Raw genomic sequence first — 15645 nt, forward strand, 5'->3', positions numbered from 1 at the left:
GAGTCGAAAATTTTTATTCAGTCATCCGCACAGGGGCTGGCGATAATGCTCTGTGTTTAATTTTTAGAGCTGTGCATTATTGAGGTGATTTTATGTCCGCAACGGTAATGGAAAAACAAAGCGCTTATGGAAAGCTGCGTCTGAAAGAGAAGATCGGTTACGGGATGGGGGATGCGGGATCCTGTATGATCTGGAGTGTACTGGCGCTCTATCTGACGTGGTTTTATACCGATGTATATGGATTAGCGCCTGGCGTCGTTGGAACACTATTTCTGGTCATCCGTATTTTTGACGCCTTCAGCGATCCGATCATGGGCGCAATCTGCGATCGTACGCAAAGTCGATGGGGTAAGTTCCGCCCGTGGTTGTTATGGATGGCGGTACCCTTTGGCCTGGGCGCCATCGTGATGTTTACCACACCTGACCTGAGCATGAACGGAAAAATTATTTATGCCTGGGTGACCTATCTGGTGATGTCACTGATCTATACCGCGATCAACATTCCCTATTGCTCAGTCGCGGGGGTGATCACCCTGAATCAAAAAGAGCGACTGGGCTGTTTATCATGGCGGTTCTTCCTGAATGGCCTGGCGACGCTGATTGTCTCTTCCTCCATTTTACCGTTAACCGACTGGTTGGGTAACGGTAACCGCGCTTCAGGCTTTCAGTTGACCATGGTGATCATGGGGTGCGCCGCGACGCTGATGTTCCTGTTCTGTTTTGCCAGTATTAAAGAGCGCGTTGTTTCAATTAAGTCTGATGATTCGTTAATGAAAGATTTGAAAGACATTGCTAAAAATGACCAATGGCTGCTGATGATTACGATTACCTTTCTTAATGTCTTCCCGGCTTTTATTCGGGGGGCTGTAACTATTTATTATGCCACCTATGTAATGCAGGCCTCCGTTGGATTTATTACCTTTTTTATGGCGCTTGGTGTCGCCTGTAATATGCTGGGAAGCGTAATAGCTAAGCCACTGACTGACCGGTTTGATAAAATTAAGCTCTTCCGCATGATTAATATTATCCTTGGTGTTCTCTCTTTCGCGCTGTGGTTTGTTGACCCAAAATCGCTGACGCCACTGCTTACGCTATTTGTGATCATTAATATTCTGCATTTAATTCAGTCCGGACCTATCCTGTGGGCAATGATGTCAGACGTCGATGACTACGGTGACTGGAAATTTGGCAAACGGCTCACCGGTATTTCGTTTGCCGGTAATCTGTTTATGCTGAAAATGGGACTGGCGGTCGCTGGAGCAATCGTCGCCTGGATTCTGTCCTATACCGGCTATGTCGCTAACAAACCGCAACAAAATGCGCAGACCCTTGAGGGCATTATTATCATGTTCTCACTACTGCCGATGGTGAGTTATTTCATCAGCGCATTTATGGTGCGCTACTTCAAACTGGATAACCTCTTCCTGGAAAAAATTAAAGTCGATCTCGCAAAACGCGAGCTTGAAAAAGGTTCGGTTCAATCGCAGGAGTTTAAAAATGTCCCTGTCCATTAATGTTAAGCAAGGTCAGCGGCTTGATTTATGGCTAAAGCAAACAAAGCCGGCCGGTCAGCCCCTATTTGCTATCCACATGGAAAATGCGGTGCTTTTCAAAATAGAAACAGCTCCGCCGTATTATCAATACTTTACCTGGACCGCATGGCAGCAGGGTATTGTCTCTCTGGAGTGGTTACCGGAGCACAGTGAAATTTCGTTGTGTTACAGCTGGCACCCTGACACGCTCCCTCAGCAGGGCATCAGCTTTATTGATATCGAAAATAACGACCTTTGCCTGCGAGATGACCGCGCAGTTGCAGAGCACTATCAGCAGGAAGACTTACGCCCGGCATTACATTTTTCTCCACGTACCGGCTGGATGAATGACCCTAATGGTCTGCATCGGAAAGGTGATGAGTGGCATCTGTTTTACCAATACCATCCGCATAGTACTCAATGGGGGCCGATGCACTGGAACCACGCGGTGAGTCAGGACCTTTACCACTGGCGTCACTATCCGGTTTTCCTTCAGCCAGAGCAGAATTTATCCGCGCTTGGGGCAACGGGCGGCGCATTTTCTGGCAGCGCTTTCATCGATGCCGAGGGGCAAACGCGTTTCTGGTATACCGAAAGGCTTCCGGCTTACGATCTCTATCGCGGTTATCGAGAAATCCAGAAAATGGCGGTCCCGCAGCCTGCTTACGACAAGCCTGCTTTGTTAAAAACAGTATTAACAGCGCTGCCAGCAGGCGTCGATTGTGATTTCCGCGATCCGAAAGTCTGGTATGAGGAAGCGGACGCGACCTTTTATATGATCCTGGGCGCGTCGGTGAACGGCGATCCAGCCATGCTGCTGTTTCACTCCGAAGACAGTGACAGCTGGCAATTCCATCATGTGCTCTACACCGCTCCCCCTTATTTTCGGGAAAATGGGGGCCGCTGCGTCGAATGCCCGGACTTTTTCTGCCTTGACGGCATCTGGGTATTGATTATCGGTATTGTGGGTTACACCGAGCCGACAACCGGACGACATAATCTGTTATTTGCACAAACGGGTGATTTTCGGCACGGTTATTTCACTCCCTCAGCGCAACCGCTGCAGATACTGGATTTCGGCACCGATTTCTATGCCCTGCAGACCTGGGGTGAAAGCGACAGTCGCACAGGGTTTGCCTGGTTATACAACTGGGCGACACAAAAGAGTGTTCATTCTGCCTATTCCGGCGAAATGTCTCTGCCGCGTCGTTTTCATCTTAATGCCCGGCAACAACTCTGTATGACACCGGTATTGCCGCCAGCATCGCTGATCATCAGTGAACAACGGCTGGATGCGTGGAGTCATTGGTCAGGCAGTATTGCCTGTAAGTCCTGCATAATTACCTTTACCCCAACCTCGCATTTTTGCCTGACCCTGACCGGTCAAACCGGGCAGCAGATTATTCTGGCGCACGATGGACACACTCTGCGTCTGCTGGAAAAAGATCGGGATGACGGCCGTTATCAGGCTCCGCTGGCCAAGGTGGGCGATGTGACATTATGTTTTGATGCCGGAATAGTGGAAGTTTTCGCTCAGCAGGGGAGTGTGTGTGGAACGCGACGTTATTATTCATGCAGCTCACTGACTGAAATAACGCTCTCTGGCGCACAGGCAAAAATAACCCGCTATCACTCCCCTTACGCACAGCCATAACTCAAATTACTGCCGATTTTTTCTTATTACTGTCACCGAAGGAATTAGTCATGACAAGCCAAAACTATTACGATGTTACCGAATGGAAGGAAGGTAACCCTTATCAGGATATTGGTGAGGTTATAAACAGTATTATTTCTGATATTAAAAAAAGACAAACCGAAACGGATCTCAATCAAGGCGGGAAGCCCGGCGCGGTTATCTATATTCCACCCGGCGATTATCCGCTTCTTACCCAGGTGTTAATTGATATTAGCTATCTGAAGATTATTGGTTCGGGGCATGGTTTCACCTCTTCAAGTATTCGATTTAATACCCCCGAAAGTGAGTGGGCGAACTGGCATGAAGTGTGGCCGGGGGGAAGCCGACTATGCGTTAATCTCTCTCCCGCAGCCGGTGCTGACCCCTCTGCCGGTGCTGCCTTTTATGTCGAACGTAGCGGTGAGCCACGCATAAGTTCGGTCGAGTTTGCTGATTTTTGTATTGATGGCTTACATTTTGTCGATGATGGATCAGGCAATGATGATCCCGAAAATAGTTATCTGAACGGTAAAACGGGTATCTATATCGCGAGCGCGCAAGACTCTTTCCGTATCAGCGGTATGGGTCTGGTCTATTTAGAGCATGGGGTGACAATTTTTAACGCTGATGCGCTGGCGATACACAATAATTTCATCGCTGAATGTGGGAACTGTATTGAGTTGCGCGGTTCGGGACAGGCATCAAAAATTACCGATAATCTGATAGGTGCGGGTTACAGAGGCTATTCCATTTATGCAGAAAATTTTGGCGGCCTGCTGATTACGGCCAATAATATTTTCCCGCGCGGCAAAAGCAGCGTACATTTTTCTGGGGTAGTTCGCTCTTCGATATCCAGCAACAGACTTCATTCATTTTATCCGGGAATGCTGGTTCTGGAAGGCAATAGTTCAGAAAACCTGATCACGGCTAACCATTTTTTCCGTGAGCGTGAACCCTGGGGACCGATGCAGGCTTATAATAATGGATTGGATGATTTGTATGGTCTGCTTTATATCAGCGGTAACAATAACTCCATTATTGCTAATCATATTTCGGAAACGATTAATTCTCAGCATATCATCCCGCAGGGCGCAACACCGGTGATAATCCGGCTGGTGTCGGGTGAGAGGAATTATATTTCTGATAACCATATTGTCGCGACCACTGAAGCTTCACCGGCGGAGAGTGCGGCCACCGGATCCTGTTTCTCAACTCAGGTGAGTGCACTGCTGGCAACAAAAGGGCTGGTCGCTCTGGAGGTTATCGCAGTACAGATCGAAAAAGCCTCTTTGCAAAATACCGTACTGGATTCAGGCAGTGAGAGTCAGGTTTTGCTGGATAAGAAAGTGAATGCGTTCAGGGCTACGCCCGTACCTGGCTTGCTAAGCTGAGAGCGCTTAACGGGCTCACGCAGACAGTTTATGAATGATTTTATGCTGAGCTGACTGGCGGCAACCGATGCGGCACCCGCTTTCTCTACACAGGTGGCGCATGTGAAAGGTGACCACCGCTACGGTTGATAGCGGTGGTCAGGCGAAACATAGGCACCGGCGGGGCAGTAATCATCTGTTGATCAGCAGCAGACGCGCATTTGTATGGCACGAGCCATGCCGGGAATCGACTGTGGGTGGTGATGTGACTCAATGACGCTGGCATGCCGATACCACACAGACAAACCGGGGTCGGTATATCTGAATCACTATCGGGACTGTTAAATTTTGAGTAACCTAATCCGCTGATCACGCTGTTTTATTGCAGGCTATTTTAAAGGAGTAAAAATGCCGCTACCTGAACGTATGAAACCCGCCAGCGTAAGCCGAAAAAAAATCGCACAGCTGGCCAGCCAGGCTCAGCAGATACTCGCCAAAATTGATGCCGGAACAGACCCGCAGGAGAGTGAATTAACGATGATGATCGCTGACTGGAACGCTCAGGTAACCCATCCTTATGGCTATTCAGACTTCAGAGATTTTTCTTCATCGATGGATGCCAGCGACTTTACCCGTATCGCGATTAACCCGATAAAATTTTACGCGGATTTCAGCTGGGATGAGCTGGTGCAAACAATCAATTTTATCTGTAACGCAGAAGGTAAGGATGCTGAACAGCATTTCGCCATTTCACTGTTGGAAAAGAATTTTGACGCTAATCCCTCCGATCTCATCTACTGGCCTGATGAATGGTTCCGCAACCCGGATATGATGGCTATCGACCTGAGTCCGGAACAGATCGGAGGCTATTTGATGGCCCGGTCAGGCCGGCATTTAGCGGATGCTCCTGAAATCGAATTGATCTATCCGCTGCCCGATAGCGAAACAGACTAAGACGCTGTACTCTCTTTTTTGGCGAGTAGTGAAAAGTCCCCCCTTTTGCTGAGTGAAGGTAAATCCGTTTTAGTTTGTAGGTCCGACACCGCGTCAGATCAACAGAATCATGTATTGCCCAACAGCCGCCTGCTTTTGGTCTGTCGCTTTGATCCCGAAAATACCTGAAGCACCTCCTTAGGAGCATGGCTTTTTCCTGACGAACGTTAGCTGCTTCACTTACGGCAGAGCTTACCAGCACAGTCTCCGGCTTCAGACTCAGGAACAACAGCGATGATCTCTTCGTCGAAAAAATGCTTCTGCATGGTGATGCACTCACATGACTGATGAAGACATTATTTACATTGGAATGTTTAAATCAATAGGGAGATGATTAGAGTAAAGAAAAATATTTTATGCCAGGTATTTATATGGAATTTTAGTCATATATCAGATTCATAAAAACAGATGGGGATATTAATGTTGCGATGTAAGTTAAAGAAATAAATATAACAAGCAACGATCTAATTTTAGCTTCTCATGATCTCTTTAAGGAATTCGATAAACTTTCATAAATTCTGATGCTTGCTATTAATATCCTGTGATTATACTCTTCTCCTCATTAAATATCGGCATTCGATAAAAATAAACATGTAAATAATCGTATCATTATATGATTTATTTTTTTTTGGAATATAAAAAGATAATTGGTGTGATGACATTTGGTTATTATGCCATAGGAATTATTCATTATGCCTCTGCAGAATTTTCCCGTATAAGTTTGAGTTATTCTTAAGTGGAGGCCTGTATAGCATGAAGTCTGTTACTGAAATTGAAGTAAAAGAAGTGGCGTTGCTTGAACAGCATTTACTTCACAAGAACGAAAAAAAAGAGGTTTTTTTATCTTCTTGTAATTTTTTGGGCGCCAAAGAATACAGCGCCAATGCCTTATTACACGATCATCATTATTATAGAGATCATACTAATACTCTGACTGATCTTATGAATTTATTAGAGTGTGCCAGGCAGGCTGAAACGTATATAGTACACAAGTATGAACAACAACCGCTCGATACACGATTTATTTTAACTGAGTGGTCATGTAACTTCACAGAGAATTTTATCCCCACCACGTGTTTGTTAAACTGTTCTGTTATTTTGAGAATAGATACAAATAATTCGCAGTTAGTAAAAGAAAGGCTTCTCTCTCAATCATATGATATCAAGATTTATCAGGAGCAGCTACATATAGCAAATGTTCACATGTCAGTTAAATATATGACAGGTAATGCTTATTTTGTTATGCGTGAAGAAAAAATAAAAGTTAACTCCATAAAATCAGTTGTGGATTTAGATAATGAACTACAAGTAAGCCCTGAAAGCGTATTTCGCAGAGAAAAAAAGAACGTCGTCATTTCAACGCCTGTTTTTAGTGAAAATAGAGTAGTTTCAAAACTTGCTGTAAATAGGTGTAACACAGCTTATTTTGATCATATACAGGATCATTACCCAGCAATGGTGTTGATGGAGGCAGGAAAACAAAACTGCCAGCTTTGGATAAATAAATTTCAAACGGGTTCATTTCCGGTTTTAATCGAAATGAAAAGTAAGTTTTTTATTTATGCAGAGCTTGATAAGGAGGTGAAAGTTATTTCATTTAAAAGATCCGTTATTTCAGATAAGAAAATAATATTTGATGTTAATTTGCAACAGGGAGAGTTGGATATTGCTGAAATGCAATATGTTTTCGAGGTATTTAATTAATGCATGGGTGATAATATGGATGCAGTAAAAGATAAGGTTGTCGTGCTTCTGGTCGAAAATTTTGGCTTGAATGAACAAAAGGTTAAGGAGAATGATAATCTTGAAAGCCTTGGTGTTGATTCCATCATAATAATTGAAATCCAGCTTGATTTGGAAAGAGAGTTTGGCATTAAAATTCCTGACGGTGATATTGTTCCTGATTTCACACCAAAAGATATTTCGGATTATATTAAAAATAAGGGGTGAAAATATGTTGGTTAATAACACCCGTATTGCTGTTACCGGTACTGGTTTAGTGTGCCCTGCTGGATTAAATGTTGCTACAAGTTGGGATTTTTTTCTCAGTGGTAAATCAGCAGCCAGGCGAAACGATAAATTAGAAGGGCTTGAAATTGACTATGCTTGCTGCATTCCTGATTTTGATCCCGATAAATTTCTTGGAAGGAGTCTGGCGGCTTTGTTGAATAAATCGAACTTTTGCTGAGTTGAAGGATCAGATCACGCATCCTCCCGACAACACAGACCATTCCGTGGCAAAGCAAAAGTTCAGAATCACCAACTGGTCCACCTACAACAAAGCTCTCATCAACCGTGGCTCCCTCACTTTCTGGCTGGATGATGAGGCGATTCAGGCCTGGTATGAGTCGGCAACGCCTTCATCACGAGGAAGGCCCCAGCGCTATTCTGATCTCGCCATCACCACCGTTCTGGTGATTAAACGCGTATTCCGGCTGACCCTGCGGGCTGCGCAGGGTTTTATTGATTCCATTTTTGCCCTGATGAACGTTCCGTTGCGCTGCCCGGATTACACCAGTGTCAGTAAGCGGGCAAAGTCGGTTAATGTCAGTTTCAAAACGTCCACCCGGGGTGAAATCGCACACCTGGTGATTGATTCCACCGGGCTGAAGGTCTTTGGTGAAGGCGAATGGAAAGTCAGAAAGCACGGCAAAGAGCGCCGTCGTATCTGGCGAAAGTTGCATCTTGCTGTTGACAGCAACACACATGAAGTTGTCTGTGCAGACCTGTCGCTGAATAACGTCACGGACTCAGAAGCCTTCCCGGGCCTTATCCGGCAGACTCACAGAAAAATCAGGGCAGCCGCGGCAGACGGGGCTTACGATACCCGGCTCTGTCACGATGAACTGCGCCGCAAAAAAATCAGCGCGCTTATTCCTCCCCGAAAAGGAGCAGGTTACTGGCCCGGTGAGTACGCAGACCGCAACCGTGCCGTTGCTAATCAGCGGCTGAGCGGAAGCAATGCACGGTGGAAATGGACAACGGAATATAACCGTCGCTCGATAGCGGAAACGGCAATGTACAGAATGAAGCAGTTGTTGGGAGATTCACTGACGCTGCGTGACTACGATGGTCAGGTAGCGGAAGCTATGGCCATGGTGCGTGCGTTGAACAGGATGACAAAGGCTGGGATGCCAGAAAGCGTGCGTATTGCCTGAAAATCCAGCCAGCTACAGGGTCGTTCGCAAGAAATCTTATTTATTCAACAAAGCCGATTTTAACGTCAAAGTCATCTCCTACGGCGGCCGAACCAGGGAGTTTATATTCGACAAGCATATGCCTTCGTTAGAAAAATATTTCGATAAAGAAAAGCCATATATTGATACTAACGCTTTCAGACCGGGCATAATGGAAATCACTAAAGACATCTTTCATTTAGGTTTTGATGACGTCTTATTTGTTGACGATATTAATAGAATGGCTGAAGTCGCCAAATACTACAGAACGGGTTTCATCGGAACGCCGGTAACGACTTTTCAGAAAGCACAAATGCAGAAAACCGGTGTGAAGTATATATCTGCATCAGTTTCTGAGATTACTCCCGATATGCTGATCCGGATCGATAATGAATTAGCATCCAACAATCACTGGTCATGAAATTAAATATTTAAGGTGCGGTTGGTAATGAAGAAAATTACACTTGGGCATTCTGCTTTGAACGTTACAGTCGAAGGTTATGGCTGCATGGGATTGTCCGAATTCTACGGCATGACGACGGAAGTTGATGCAGAGGCAATTCTTAACAGCGTAATTGAAAAAGGGATTAATTTTTTTGATACTGCGGATATTTATGGTTATGGCCATAATGAAAACCTTCTCGGAAAAGTTCTGAAGAAACACGCTGAAGATAAGATTGTTGTGGCGACAAAATGCGGGATAGTACGTGATGTCAACAACCCTCTTTATCGGGAAGTCAATAATAGCAAGAATTATATTTTGAGCTGTTTTGAGAAAAGCTCAGAAAGACTGGGTAGAAAGATAGATCTTTATTATTTGCACCGTGTGATTCAGGAACCAGATATACTTAAAAAGTCCATGAAGACAATGTTTCAGTTAAAGGTTGATGGAAAGATTGGTGCTATCGGTCTGTCAGAAGTTAGTGCCAATACCATCAAGCTTGCACATGAATTGTTGTTGAACTTGTCTGATGGTGAATTTGGTTTGAGTGCAATTCAGACCGAGTACTCATTGATGTCCCGTGATATAGAAAGTAATGGCGTACTGGATGTATGTAATCATAGGGGTATTTCTGTCGTTGCTTATAGTCCGATAAGTCGGGGGTTGCTTGGAGGGAAAATACAGGATCTCAGTAAACTCACAGAAAATGACTCCCGGCGTTACCTGCCGCGTTTTATGGGAAGTAATCTTAGAGAAAACAATGCTATCGTTGACGGTCTGGGGAATTTTTCCAGAAACAACGGAATTACTCCCGCTCAGCTTGCACTTGCGTGGATTATGAGCAATGACGCGAACATCATTCCAATACCGGGAACCCGGACGCCTCAATTTTTGGATGAAAATATTCAGGCCGCTGACATAACACTAACCCCAGAACAGATTTCAACGATCAGTGAAATATTATCATGCCATGAAATTGCAGGGACACGGTATCCTGAAGAGTTCATGAAAGCCTATGGTATGACTAAATAAACGGATAAGTTCATGACTGAATTAAACAAACTTCCAGTTAAAAGGTCGGGCTTACCCGTATTTAAACTTGGTATCATAGGGGCAGCTCTTTTTCTTTCAATCCTCACAGAGGCTCTTCCTGCTGGATTTCTTCATTCACTGGAGCTGACATTCAGTGTAAGCGCTTCCGAAGCGGGTCAGTGGGTAACGTTGTATGCCATCGGTTCGTTGTTGTCAGCCATCCCTTTAACATTGGCAACACAGCACTGGTCAAGGAAAAAACTATTATTAATTACATTGACAGGTTTCGCGGTCTCGAATGCTGTTACTGCTGCAGTTGATTCTTTTATGATTACGCTTGTAGCCCGCTTTTTAGCTGGTATCTTCGCCGGTCTCTTATGGGCACTGGCGGCAGGCTATGCTGGCAGAATGGTGGATCCGGCTTATCAGGGAAGAGCTATAACAATTGTTATGCTGGGCGTTCCACTGGCACTTTCTCTGGGGGTTCCGGCAGGAACTTTTTTGGGGGATATTTATGGCTGGCGTACTGTTTTCTATACAATGACAGTTCTGGCATGTTTACTTTTAATTATGGGTATGTTCACTTTGCCAGCTCAGCCAGGAATAAATCATGCTGAGCGCATTTCTATAGGTAAAGTACTATCTCTACCGGGGATTAAAACAATATTAATAGCGACTTTTATTTTTTCACTCGGTCATAATATGATGTATACGTATATTTCACCGTATTTGATTACGTCGCTTGATAGCAATTTTATCAGTACATTTTTATTGGTTTTTGGCGTGATGGCCGTCATCAGCATTATAATTACTGGTGTGTTCATCGACAGCCATCTTAAACTTCTTACTTTATGCGGATTATCTCTTTTCATCATATCGTCTTTGTTATTATCTATATTTTATGACAACGTCTATTTAATTTTGGTCGGGGCTTTTTTATGGGGATTGGGATTTGGCGGGGGAGCTACACTTTTTCAGACAGCCTCCGCACGTACTGCTGGTAATGCTGCTGATATAGCTCAGTCACTTATGGTTACCATCTGGAATATGGCAATTGCTGGTGGTGGTCTGGCAGGAGGTTTATTACTGGATCAATTTAGTATTCTATCACTTCCCTTAGTGTTAACAGTACTACTAATGTTTTGTTTTTTTATTGTTAAAGTCAGTAAGGCGCTGGGGTTTTCACGTATATCCTGCTAAAAGAGGAATAGATGAAATTGTTAATTGACTTACATATGCATACCCACGCAAGTGCCCATGCCTATAGTTCGGTGTTTGAATACATCATGGAAGCGAATCGTAAGAATATGTTGGCAATAGCTATAACTGATCACGGGCCCGCTCTTGATGACTCTCCTCACAAGTGGCATTTTCTTAATGTAACTGCTATCCCCGACCAAGTGGAAGGGCTCCGTATCTTAAAAGGGATTGAAGCCAACATTTATAAAGACGGTACTATAGACTGTGATGATCTAATGTCTGAAAAGCTCGATTTCGTTATGGCCGGATTTCACGATGCAGTTTATCCGCCAGACTTTGATATAACAAAAAATACAGACTGCCTTATAAAAGTAATAATTAACCCGTTGGTGAGCATTATCGCTCATCCGGGCAATCCCAAGTTCCCAATTGATTACCGGGCTATCGCTATTGAGGCTGCAAGTAATAATGTCGCGTTAGAAATAAATAGTGGCTCTGCTACCGCCCGTAAAGGCAGTTCAGTAAATTGTCTGAAGATTATTGAAGAGGTTTACTCTGCAGGGGGGTATATTGCTGTTGGTTCAGATGCACATTACTGCTCTCAGGTGGGTAATTTTGAACATGCGCTTAAATTGCTTGGAAAACAGGAGTTCCCAGAGGAGAGGATTATAAATTCATCTCTGATGTTGACATTGTATTTTCTTGGGATCAAGAGGGTATTGCACTGGTGATCATTATATCTTTAAATCCAGCGATCTAGTGTTATCTTTTTTTCAATTTCGGTTGCACTGTTGATAAATTCAGTTCGCAGAAAAATATCTATTTCTTTATTCCACGCAAGCCCTAGTGGCCATTCACTCTGATGCCCTGTCAAAGCCTGACAGCAATAATTTGATTTCAGAAAGGAGATTATACTGTGAGGAAGGATAGTGACCCCCATTCCTGAACCGACTAAAGCCAGTACACTATAGATGTTTGTTAAGTACTGAGCCGGTTTTTTATCAATATTGCGTCTTTTGAGATAGTCATTAATGATGTGATTCAACTCTGGGTTGCTGCTCTCACTGAGTAAGATAAGATTATGTGAATCTATCAAATCCTCGATGGATTGTTTTCTATTTTTTATTTCGGTATGAGTAACAACACATAAAAAATCCTTTCCAAGAGGAATGAATGATAAATTATCTCCTTCTGATTTTCGCATAAAACCCAGATCAATTCGGCCTTTCAATAACTCTTGTTCTTGTTGTACTGAGGACATTTCAAGAAGTTGTATATTAATATTAGGATACTGGCAGTTGAATGAGTTAACGATCCCCGGGACTATGTTGAGAAATGATGAAGTGTATCCAATGCGAAGATGTCCTGTTTTGCCTGTGCGGATTTTTTTTGCGACACACAAAAAATGATTTACCTGTGCATCAAGCACCAAAGCATTATCATAAAGCATTTTCCCTTCTTCGCTAAGCTTTGCGCCATGATTATCGCGCTCAAAAAGAGATAAATCTAATTCATGTTCAAGCAGGTTTATCTGCTTTGTTAGTGCAGGCTGAGTAATAAATAATTTATCAGCAGCTTGCCTGTAACTCTGACTTTGAGCCAACATAATGAAAGATTTTAGTAGCTTATTATCCAAATCAGGTTTCTCCTAACTGATATTCGTGGCTTTGCATGCTAACCGCTACTTCAAAGAATAACAAGCTATCAGCAACGGCGCTGTGGCTGAGCAGACTTCCGTATTGTTTTCGTCGGTATTGATTAAAATCCTAAAAATATCATCCCCCAATGACGCAGAGGCGATTTTTACCTGCTTTTTCATTGAACCTTAATTATCCGCTTATTTATCCTGATGCTCTATATCAGGATACAGGCGATTATAAATGTTTCGTTAAAAGCATTCAGTTAATCCGATCACTATCGCATCATTTTTTTACGGGTTGCCAGAAATTGCGCTTTGCGGGTTCAGGCTGCCCGACTACTATTGTATTCACAGAGACTTATCAGACCGGGTCTCGTTTACGTTTCTATAATTTATCTCGAATTATTGGGAGTTTCTTACCATTTATACGAAATATCAGGTGCCAGAGGCGCGAACCGCCTGGATTGCCTAAAAGGTAAAGGCCATGAGAATCGTAAACTTTGAAGGGTTTAACGGATGGTTTTGAGCTGCGGATTTTAGTGTCGTTCAGAGACATAGAGTGGTCACGCCATAATCGAACTGAAATGACCCCCAAATCAACCCACTAATCTTGCCTGGAGCTGAGGGGAAACTGAAAATGCATCGGGAAGACTTGTTGCATTCACTGATTGGATCAAAGCCACACAGGCCTGGCAACGGCCATGAAAAGCAAAAAGCCCGCTCAGGTTTTCCTGAGCGGGCTTCTCGAATTTGGCTCCTCTGACTGGACTCGAACCAGTGACATACGGATTAACAGTCCGCCGTTCTACCGACTGAACTACAGAGGAATCGGTTGATGGCGCGCAGTTTACTGATTTCTGCCGCAGGTGCAATGGCCTTTTTAACCCTTTGCGCGCGATTGCAGAAAGCGTAATCAGTTTGGCACTCAAGCCGTTCAATTTTGCCCGGCGCAGTCACGCTTAGCACTAAAATAGTTGACCACTCAAACTGTTACACCACGTCATCGTCCTTGCGCTTTAGTAAGGGCTGCTAGACTTACTGTCGTAAACAGTAACGATTCAGCCTAAGCCGAAGCTGATCGCTTATTCGGCTACGAAGGCGGCAATCGTTAACTTCTCAGGCAGCCTGGCTGCGCTGCTGGCGGATAGAGGCTTTCGCGCCAACGCCGTGGCGCCTGGCCCCATCTGGACACCGTTAATTCCGGCCACCATGCCACCCGAGCAGGTGGAAAGCTTTGGCGGTGAAGTGCCGTTGCAGCGTATGGGGCAGCCGGCGCAGCTGGCTTCATCCTGGGTGATGCTGGCCAGTGACGAAGCGAGCTATATCTCCGGCGCGACCATTGCGGTTACCGGTGGTGTCGCAGTGATCTGATTAAGGCTAAGGGGGAATGATGAAAGCGTATCCATTGAAGCTGACCACGCCAATCGCCAGCCATATTTTTGGCGGTCAGCGCATCAGGCAGCAACTGAGTAAGGCTGGACTGCCGGACTCACGGGTGGCCGAAACCTGGGAGATCAGCGATGTCGACGGCATGATCGCCTCAGTAACCAACGGCGAGCTGGCGGGCACCAGCCTGCGCGAGTTGATCACCCGTTATCCCGATGAAATCGTCGCACCCGGCTGGCGCGGTCCGCACTTCCCGCTGCTGAGCAAATTTATTGATGGCAGCGGAATGCTGCCGGTGCATCTGCACGCCAATGATGAAGCGGCACAGCGGCTGGAGCAGCAGCCGAATGGCAAAACCGAAGCCTGGCATATTCTGTCGGCGGCGCCGGATGCCACCTGTCTGTTAGGGGTGCGCGCGGGTGTGAATAATGATCGGCTCAAAGCGGCGCTGCTGGCAGAGGATTACGATGCGGTGATGCATCGGGTGGCGGTAAAAACCGGTGATACTTTTTACGTTCCCGGCGGGATGCTGCACAGCTTTGGTCCCGACACGCTGATCTATGAAATCGAACAGACCTCCGACATTCAGCAGCACGCCATGCCGTGGAAAATGGAAGACGGCTCGCGTCTGAGCCAGGCGGAGTGGGAGAAGAATATTGATGCGCTGTTACAGGAGCTGCGGCCGGAACTGCGCTGTGAACCTCAGCCCGGTCTGGCGTTGAATAGCGCGGATCTGACCCGACTGTTTTGCTGTGCCGGGCCCTATTTTGCGCTGGAACGCTGGCAGTTTAGCCAGCCACAACGCCTGAGTTTCAATCGCGCGCGCATTCTCTCTAACCTCGGTGAGCCGCTAACGGTAACGGCTAATGGCGTCACGGTGGAAATCGGGCGGGCGGAGTCAGTGTTGTTACCCGCCGCGTTAGATGAAGTGACCCTGCAGCCTGCGGGCGAGGTATTGATTGGCTACGTGCCGGATCTGGCTGCTGAAGTTGTGCAGCCGCTCCAGCAGGCCGGTTATAGCGATCGGGCAATTGCCGCGCTGGGTGATATTCCGCAGTTAACACAGCAGAGATAATGCTTCCCTGCAGCAGTCAGGGGCAGGGCGAGACCCGCGCGGGAATGATGCGCATTGCAGCGGGTTTTACCCCTTAACGTGCTCTTTTGTAACTTTTTGACGCTGTAAACAGCAACCCTGACGCC

Annotated in this window: 15 protein-coding genes, 1 tRNA gene and 1 pseudogene; 14 read left to right on the plus strand and 3 right to left on the minus strand. The window is 45.5% G+C overall.

Features of this window, described 5'->3' with window-relative positions; genetic code table 11:
* The first annotated feature begins 92 nt into the window (after nucleotides 1-92).
* The 12 genes from ACLIBF_RS07900 (at nucleotide 93) to ACLIBF_RS07955 (ending at nucleotide 12151) form a co-directional block, all read left to right on the plus strand.
* Nucleotides 93-1514, plus strand: a complete 1422-nt coding sequence (locus tag ACLIBF_RS07900) for an MFS transporter (RefSeq protein WP_279810836.1) — start codon at nucleotides 93-95, stop codon at nucleotides 1512-1514.
* Nucleotides 1462-3186, plus strand: coding sequence for a glycoside hydrolase family 32 protein (locus ACLIBF_RS07905; protein ID WP_448309506.1), 1725 nt, complete (start codon nucleotides 1462-1464; stop codon nucleotides 3184-3186). Before ACLIBF_RS07900 ends, ACLIBF_RS07905 begins: the two co-directional genes overlap by 53 nt.
* A gap of 50 nt (nucleotides 3187-3236) precedes the next feature.
* Nucleotides 3237-4598 carry a NosD domain-containing protein gene (locus tag ACLIBF_RS07910; RefSeq protein WP_448309507.1) on the plus strand — a complete coding sequence of 454 codons (1362 nt, stop codon included), beginning with the start codon at nucleotides 3237-3239 and terminating at the stop codon, nucleotides 4596-4598.
* Nucleotides 4599-4985: 387 nt separating this feature from the next.
* A complete protein-coding gene (locus ACLIBF_RS07915) occupies nucleotides 4986-5531 on the plus strand; it encodes a hypothetical protein (RefSeq protein WP_279811386.1) in 546 nt (181 codons plus the stop codon).
* A 792-nt stretch (nucleotides 5532-6323) separates the two neighbouring features.
* The gene (locus ACLIBF_RS07920) at nucleotides 6324-7274 is read left to right on the plus strand and encodes an AfsA-related hotdog domain-containing protein (RefSeq protein WP_279811384.1); all 951 of its coding nucleotides are present in this window, start codon (nucleotides 6324-6326) and stop codon (nucleotides 7272-7274) included.
* Nucleotides 7275-7277: 3 nt separating this feature from the next.
* Entirely contained in the window at nucleotides 7278-7520 is a 243-nt protein-coding gene (locus ACLIBF_RS07925) for an acyl carrier protein (RefSeq protein WP_279811382.1), read from the plus strand.
* Between the two features lie 4 nt (nucleotides 7521-7524).
* Complete coding sequence (locus ACLIBF_RS07930; RefSeq protein ID WP_448309508.1) at nucleotides 7525-7758, plus strand: hypothetical protein; 234 nt, start codon at nucleotides 7525-7527, stop codon at nucleotides 7756-7758.
* Nucleotides 7759-7804: 46 nt separating this feature from the next.
* Nucleotides 7805-8728, plus strand: coding sequence for an IS5 family transposase (locus tag ACLIBF_RS07935; protein WP_001118645.1), 924 nt, complete (start codon nucleotides 7805-7807; stop codon nucleotides 8726-8728).
* Nucleotides 8721-9167: a hypothetical protein gene (locus ACLIBF_RS07940; protein ID WP_448309509.1), complete on the plus strand. Its 447-nt coding sequence runs from the start codon at nucleotides 8721-8723 to the stop codon at nucleotides 9165-9167. The genes ACLIBF_RS07935 and ACLIBF_RS07940 overlap by 8 nt, the downstream gene beginning before the upstream one ends.
* A 27-nt stretch (nucleotides 9168-9194) precedes the next feature.
* Complete coding sequence (locus ACLIBF_RS07945) at nucleotides 9195-10220, plus strand: aldo/keto reductase (protein ID WP_279811478.1); 1026 nt, start codon at nucleotides 9195-9197, stop codon at nucleotides 10218-10220.
* 12 nt (nucleotides 10221-10232) lie between these two features.
* Entirely contained in the window at nucleotides 10233-11420 is a 1188-nt protein-coding gene (locus tag ACLIBF_RS07950; RefSeq protein ID WP_279811480.1) for an MFS transporter, read from the plus strand.
* An 11-nt stretch (nucleotides 11421-11431) separates the two neighbouring features.
* Nucleotides 11432-12151 (plus strand): PHP domain-containing protein, encoded by a 720-nt coding sequence (locus ACLIBF_RS07955; protein WP_448309510.1) that lies wholly within the window; start codon nucleotides 11432-11434, stop codon nucleotides 12149-12151.
* Nucleotides 12152-12162: 11 nt separating this feature from the next.
* On the opposite strand, the gene ACLIBF_RS07960 is transcribed toward ACLIBF_RS07955, so the two are convergent.
* The 3 genes and pseudogenes from ACLIBF_RS07960 to ACLIBF_RS07970 all read right to left on the minus strand — a co-directional run bounded on the left by ACLIBF_RS07960 (nucleotide 12163) and on the right by ACLIBF_RS07970 (nucleotide 13886).
* Nucleotides 12163-13056: a LysR family transcriptional regulator gene (locus ACLIBF_RS07960; RefSeq protein ID WP_448309511.1), complete on the minus strand. Its 894-nt coding sequence runs from the start codon at nucleotides 13054-13056 to the stop codon at nucleotides 12163-12165.
* A gap of 415 nt (nucleotides 13057-13471) precedes the next feature.
* A pseudogene (locus ACLIBF_RS07965) lies at nucleotides 13472-13615 on the minus strand (Arm DNA-binding domain-containing protein); the annotation flags it as partial.
* Between the two features lie 195 nt (nucleotides 13616-13810).
* Nucleotides 13811-13886: transfer RNA gene (locus ACLIBF_RS07970), tRNA-Asn, on the minus strand.
* Nucleotides 13887-14115: 229 nt separating this feature from the next.
* Here ACLIBF_RS07970 and ACLIBF_RS07975 point away from each other — a divergent pair.
* Both ACLIBF_RS07975 and ACLIBF_RS07980 read left to right on the plus strand, forming a co-directional pair.
* Complete coding sequence (locus ACLIBF_RS07975; RefSeq protein ID WP_152659080.1) at nucleotides 14116-14430, plus strand: SDR family oxidoreductase; 315 nt, start codon at nucleotides 14116-14118, stop codon at nucleotides 14428-14430.
* 16 nt (nucleotides 14431-14446) lie between these two features.
* A complete protein-coding gene (locus ACLIBF_RS07980) occupies nucleotides 14447-15520 on the plus strand; it encodes a class I mannose-6-phosphate isomerase (RefSeq protein WP_069729731.1) in 1074 nt (357 codons plus the stop codon).
* Nucleotides 15521-15645 lie beyond the last annotated feature (125 nt).

This window comes from Pantoea sp. PGP6, from assembly GCF_053474785.1.